This is a genomic window from Sphingomonas sp. (assembly GCF_035555815.1).
Taxonomy (GTDB): Bacteria; Pseudomonadota; Alphaproteobacteria; order Sphingomonadales; family Sphingomonadaceae; genus Sphingomonas.
Window position 1 is genome coordinate 1 of record NZ_DATMGG010000208.1, and the last position, 6319, is coordinate 6319.

5 protein-coding genes and 1 pseudogene are annotated in these 6319 nt (G+C 69.2%); all 6 read right to left on the reverse strand.

What is annotated here, in order from left to right; genetic code table 11:
- Window positions 1-46 precede the first annotated feature (46 nt).
- On the reverse strand, window positions 47-1258 hold the full coding sequence (locus VNR91_RS12220) for a TIGR03087 family PEP-CTERM/XrtA system glycosyltransferase (RefSeq protein WP_325491052.1): 1212 nt from the start codon (window positions 1256-1258) through the stop codon (window positions 47-49).
- Window positions 1258-2331: a FemAB family XrtA/PEP-CTERM system-associated protein gene (locus tag VNR91_RS12225; protein ID WP_325491053.1), complete on the reverse strand. Its 1074-nt coding sequence runs from the start codon at window positions 2329-2331 to the stop codon at window positions 1258-1260. Before VNR91_RS12225 ends, VNR91_RS12220 begins: the two co-directional genes overlap by 1 nt.
- Window positions 2328-3167, reverse strand: a complete 840-nt coding sequence (locus VNR91_RS12230) for an XrtA system polysaccharide deacetylase (protein ID WP_325491054.1) — start codon at window positions 3165-3167, stop codon at window positions 2328-2330. Before VNR91_RS12230 ends, VNR91_RS12225 begins: the two co-directional genes overlap by 4 nt.
- Window positions 3168-3174: 7 nt before the next feature.
- Window positions 3175-4236, reverse strand: coding sequence for an ExeA family protein (locus tag VNR91_RS12235; protein ID WP_325491055.1), 1062 nt, complete (start codon window positions 4234-4236; stop codon window positions 3175-3177).
- 37 nt (window positions 4237-4273) lie between these two features.
- Window positions 4274-5881 (reverse strand): hypothetical protein, encoded by a 1608-nt coding sequence (locus tag VNR91_RS12240; protein ID WP_325491056.1) that lies wholly within the window; start codon window positions 5879-5881, stop codon window positions 4274-4276.
- Window positions 5878-6319, reverse strand: a pseudogene (locus tag VNR91_RS12245) (exopolysaccharide biosynthesis protein); the annotation flags it as partial. The gene VNR91_RS12240 and the pseudogene VNR91_RS12245, both read right to left, overlap by 4 nt.

Genomic DNA, 6319 nt, shown 5'->3' on the forward strand with positions numbered 1-6319 from the left:
GCCGCCGCGATCGACGGCATGAGGCTGCGGCGCGGATAGGCGATCGTCATGCAGCCACCGTCTCAGGTCCGGGCTGCGCGGTCAGCCCGATCAGATCATCCAGCACCGCCAGCCGCGCATCCCAGCCATAGCGCGCCTGCACCCGCGCGCGGGCGCGCCCGCCGAGCGCAACGGCGCTGTCGGGGTCATCGAGCAGCGTCGCGACCGCGTCGGCCATGGCGTCCGCACCGTCGGCGACCCGGATCGTGTCAGCGTGATCGATTCCCTCGGCCGCCGGGCCTGATGCCACCACCGGTCGCGCCATCGCCATCGCTTCCAGCACCTTGTTCTGGATCCCGCGCGCCAGTTTCAGCGGCGCGACCACTACCGCCGCGGCTGCCAGCCATCCGCGCACATCTGGCACTTCACCGGTGACGATGACGCCATCGATGGCGGCCAGCGCGGTCACTTCCGGCGATGGGCTGCGCCCGACGATCGCCAGCCGTGCGTCGCGGTGGCGCCGCTGGACCTGCGGCAGCACCGCATCGGCGAACCAGCGCACCGCCTCGACATTGGGCGGGTAATCCATCTGTCCGGTGAAGACGATCAGCGGCCCCGACGTTTCGATCGGGTCGAAGGACGCGGCGGGATCGAACGTCACCGTGTCGATGCCGTTCTCCACCGCACCGACACGCTCGGCGCCGGTGCGCTCACGGAACACCGCCGCCTCCGCCTCGCTGACGAACAGACTGGCGTCGGCGCGCGCGGCGACCTGGCGATCATGTGCCAGCAGAAGTTTCGCCTCGCGCCGGTACAGCCAGTTGAACGGCCATCGCGCGGTCAAGGCGTAGTCGGCGAACTTGGCCGAATCGACGTCGACGAAGTCCATCACCACGTGCTGGCGCGGATCGGCCGGCACATATTGCGCCATCTGGCTGGAAAATACGTAGATGGTGTCGATCGCATGGCGTTCGAGCGCCGTCTTGACCGCGCCGGGCACCTTCGGGTGGCGAAACGCGGTGATCGACGCCGCTTGCCGCGTCAGCAGCGCCTCGATCATCGCGCGGATGCGCGACTTCGACCGCCACTGGATCGATTGGCTGGCGGTCAGGCCGTCCAGCCCGTCGCTGGCCGCCATGTCGCCCGGCCCATCGGCAAAGGCGATCAGGTGGACCCGCTTGTGCGCCGCAAGGTGCTTCAGGATGTGATAGGCGCGGATCTTGTCGCCGCGATCGGGCGGAAACGGCACCCGGTGCGCGAGGAACAATATGTCGCCCATCAACCCAGCCCCCGCGCGATCCACGGGCCGATCAGGTTGGCGACCGGCAGCGGCAGTTTCTTCCACATCGCGATCCGCCGCGCATATTTGGGATCGAGCGGGTTGACCGCGCGCGGCGCGGCACCATCGGCGGTGCGGACGTGATACGCCAGCGGTACGCCATCGAACCCCCAGTTGCGCTTGAACGCCGCCGCCCCGGTGCCCGCCTTTGACCGCCCGAAATCGAACCGGGTGCAGCCGCGCCGCCGCGCGTGGTTCATCAGCGCGTGATACATCGCGTCGTTGGCGCGCAGCCCGCGCGCCGCCTCGGTGCCCCCCCCCCAATACGGATAGACGGTACCGTTCCAATAGAGGCTCAGCACGCTCGCGACCGGCGTGCCGCCGTGCGACACGGTCAGAATGTCGGCGCGCTCACCAAACGCCCGCAGCACCGCCGCGAACAGCCGCGCGGGAAATACCGGCGTACCCAGGTTACGGACCGATTCGGCATAGACGAGGTAGTGCGCCCGGCGATCGGCGGCATCGCGGCCGACGGCGATGCTCAGCCCCTTGTCGAAAGACTTGCGGACCTCGGCGCGCTGTTTGCGCGGGATCGCGGCCAACTGCGCATCGTCGTCTGGCGCCAGATCGGTGACGAAGCCCAGATAGGTATCGGTGTCGGTATGGAACGCGCCGCCTGGCGCTTCCCCGCCGCGCAACTCAAGACTGGGCGCGCCCGCGTCGGTCGCGATCGCCCACGCCGCATCGGCCAGCGCCCGCGAGGTCGCCGCATCGCGCGCCAATATCCCGCCGCCGACCCCGAACCCGGCCGAGACCAGCGCGGAGCCGAACAGCGGCGATCGGACCAGCGTCAGCGGCAGCACCCCCGCCAGCGCGCCGTCGGCGGCCTCGGCGATCAGATAGCGGCCCGCCTGCCCGCACCCTTCGGCGACGGCGATGGTCCATTCGGCCAGGTGGAACGGCGTCCCCTGCCCATGCCCGGCGACGAACGCGGCGATCCGCGCGCGCTCGTCCGCGTCGGTGAGCGTGGCGCGGCGACAGGCGACCGGGCGATCGAGCAGCGGCACATTCACGCCAGACGCTCCGCCTCGCCGGCGACGACGCGGTCGGTCCGGTCCCAGGCGTGGCGGCGGACCAGCGTGGAAAGCTTGCCCGCCATCGCGCCAAGCCGGCTATAGTGGCGCAGACGCGACTTGAACGGGGCGTTGGCGACACGCGGCTGGTCGGGGTCGACTTCCCACGGATGGAAGTAGAATACCGCCGGGCGTGCCGAGGCGTTCTCCGCCCGGATCGCCCTGTCGGTGAAATGCGACGGCAGCAGGCGAAAGAAGCCGCCGCCCGCCGTCCCCGTGCGGCCGAGCACAGGCATGATCGTCACCGGCAGCTCGATCAGCGGCGAATCGCTCAGCGGGCGATGCGCGTGGCGCGGCGCGCCGACCCAGCCGTAATGATCGTGGCGGAGCGGCGCGACGCTCGACGAATAGGCATATCCCGCCTCGGCCAGCACCGCGTGCGCCCAGGGGGTTCGCGTATCGATCGAAAAGCTCGGGGCGCGATAGCCGGTGACCGCCACCCCGGCGGCATCCTCGATCACGCCGCGCGCACGTGCCAGATCGGCGCGAAACTGATCGGGGGTGAAGGTGAACACCCTGTCGTGCGCCCATCCGTGGCTGGCGATCTCATGCCCGCGGCCGACGATATCGCGGATCAGCGCGGGATTGCGCTCCGCGACCCAGCCCAGGGTGAAGAACGTCGCCTTGACGCCAGCCTCGTCGAACAGGTCGAGCACGCGCCCGGTATTGGCCGCGACACGCGTTTCGAGCGTCTCCCAGTCGTCACGGTCGATCGTCCGCTCGAACGCGCCGACCTGAAACCATTCCTCGACGTCGACCGAGAGCGCGTTGCGCATCGTTCCGTCATCCAGCCTGCTTGAGCAGCGGGCTTAGGTCCGGCCGGCGCTCGTCGGTCTCGACCCAGTCGACAAGCAGCGTCAGCACGCGGCGCAACGCCGCATCCTGTTCGGCCAGTCGCTGTTCGAGGTCGCTGATCCGGCGATCGGTGGCAAGATCTACCGCCGCCGACGGCGGCGGCGCCATGTCCGCGCGGATCGGGCGCGGCTGCGAGATCGCCTCCGGCGCGGGATCGGCGGCGTTCGCACGTGGGGCGGTGGCGTCCTGATCGAAATCGGCGATCACCGTTTCGACGTCGTCGCCCGAAAACACGTCAAGCTGCTCAAGCGCGCCGAACAGCATCACCCGCCCGGCAAGCTGGTTGAGCCGGCGCGGGATGCCGCCCGACCAGGCGTGCAGCGCGCTGACCGCCGCCGGGGTGAAGCGCGGGCGCCCGTCCCAGCCGACCACCGACAGCCGGTGCGTCAGATAGGCTTCGGTCTCCTCGGCCTCCATCGGCCCCAGATGGTGCATCGCGATCACCCGCTGGCGAAGCTGTTCGAGCCGGGGGTCCTGCAAACGGTCGCGGAACTCGGGCTGTCCGAGCAGGAAGATCTGGAGCAGCGGATAGCCGCCCGCCTGGAAATTGGAGAGCATCCGCAGCTCCTCCAGGCTGTCGACCGGCAGCGCCTGCGCCTCGTCGACGATCAGCAGCGTGCGGCGGCCGGCGCGCGCGGTGGCGTGCAGCCCCTTCTCGATCGCGCGGAGCAGGTCGGCCTTGGTCATGCCGGCGCCGTCGCCGCCCAGCCCGATCAGCACGGTGCGCAACAGGTCGTCGGCGGCGATCTGGGTCGACACGATGGTGATGACGTTCAACCGTTCGCGATCGATCGTCCCCGTCAGATGGCCGACCAGCGTGGTCTTGCCCGCCCCGATATCGCCGGTGATGACGATGAAGCCCTCACCCTGGCTCAGGCCATAGCCCAGATACGCCATCGCCTTGCGGTGGGTGGCGGTATCGAACCAGAATCGCGGATCGGGGGTCAGCTGAAACGGACGCCCGCTCAATCCATAATGGTCATCGTACATCGTTTACGCTCCGTCGGGCGCGGTGCCCGCGATTTCGTCAGAAGGAATAGCGCATCCCCAGCAGGCCCTGCGCCGATACGTCGGTGCTGGTGCCGGGAATGTCCTGATCGAACGCATACAGGCCCAACGTCGCGATCGCGCCGAAATGGCCGAAGTTATAGGAATAGCTGGTGGTCGCCCCGCCGCCGAACACGTCGGGCGCCCCCACCATGCCGCTGTCGAAATAGGTGACATAGGCGTTGGCATCGATCGACGAGCGCCGGCTGAGCTGGCGGCCGGCCGAAAGCTGGCCGTACCACGTCTCGTCGGCGATCCCGTTCAGGGACACACCCGGAATGATCCCGGCGGGCAGCAGATAGCGGCGGTTGTCGTAACCAGCGCCGATGCCGAAGCGATTACGGCCGACATTGGCCGAGTAGATCGCCGCCACGCCGCGCGAACGGAAATTGGCGGTCGTGACCGACCCCAGCAGCGGGTTGAGGCACCCGCCGGCATTGGTTCCCTGTCGGCCGAACACGCAGCCGTTGAATCGGTCGCCGAACGGATCGGCACCGGTATCGAAGCTGGTCGGCAGATTGGCCAGTGCCTGCCCCAGTCCGCGCCCGAAACTGTCGACGCTGTCGTACACGCCCACCTGGATGCCGCTGCCCTGGTTGATCTGATGGGTGAACGACGCGGTGTAGCTCATCGTGTCGTAGCGGCGGCCGACCCGCGCCTCCAGCATGGTACGGCGGCTGGGGCGCCAGACGACGCCCGCGTCCCAGAACAGTCCGTCGGTCTGATAGGCCAGCCGGCGCGGGCTGGCGGGGTCGGTGACGAAACGGCCGTTGTTGTCGGTGACCGGAATGGTCGTGCCCGCGATCAGCAGCGGATCGCGCTGGCTGATCTCGATCTTCTCGTAGCCAACGCCGGCCACCGCCGCGATCGTCGGCGTCACCGGCAGCACCGCGTCGATACGCGCGAACTTGCCGTCGTAACGCTGGTCGAGCTGGCTGACGTCCTCGCGCTGCCACGCCCCCGATACGGTGACGCCGACGGGCAACACCGTCCCCGCGCGCGTGCCGATGCTGGCGCTGGCGAGCTGGCTGGTCGAATCGTCGAAATTGTCGCGGCGCGGCTGGCCCGGCAGCACCGCCGGCAGGCTGGGTGCCTCGACCTTGGTGTAACCCAGCCGATATCCGGCGCTCAGTGTCGCGTCGCCCAATTGGGTGGCGACGGTCGGGCCGGCATAGGCGGAATAGACCTGGCTGACGTTGCGCGGATTGCCGGCGAGATTGCCCGGCGCGTCGCCGCGGATGTCCGAGCGCGCGCGCGTGGCGATCGCCCCGCCCTCCAGCGTGACCCCGCGCGCGACCTTCACCGCCGCGCGCGCCAGCCCCGAATGGACGTCGCCGTCGTCGAACTTGTCGTCCCACGAAATGCGCCGCTCATATTTATAGCTCAGCTGCACCTCGACGCGACGCGTCTGGATCGACGCGTCGACGCCCGCGCCGATGCTCGAATAGGTCAGCACGTCGCCCGACTGGAGATCGGCGGTGAGCACCTGCCCCACCTCGATATAGGGCGTGATCTGGCGATCGCGCGCGATCGCGGGTGTCGCCACCGCGACGCCGCCCAGCGCGACGATCAGCGTCAGCCGCTTCATTCCGCCGGCTCCCGTCCGTAATAGCCGCCGAACCGACGCCCGCCGGGCTGGAAGGCGACCGAATTGATGACCAGCTGCACATGATCGCACCCGTCGAGCAGCGACACCGCCTCACGCAGATCGCGCTCGCCGGTGCGGTCGGCGCGGACCACCACCAGCACCTGCCCGACCTGCCCCGCCAGCACTGATGCCGGCGACGCCGCCAGCGCGGGCGGAGAATCGAAGATCACGATGCGGCGCGGATTGGCCGAGGCGAGGCGATCGAGCACCACCGCCGCGCGCGCGCTGCCCAGCAGTTCGGTATCGCTGTTCGATCGCGTGCCGGCGGGCAGCACCGAAAGCTGGGGAACGTCGGTATCGACGATGCAGCTCTCGACGTCGATCGCCGCGTCGCCCAGCGCGTCAAGCAGGCCCGGCCCGTCGTTCTCGATACCCAAC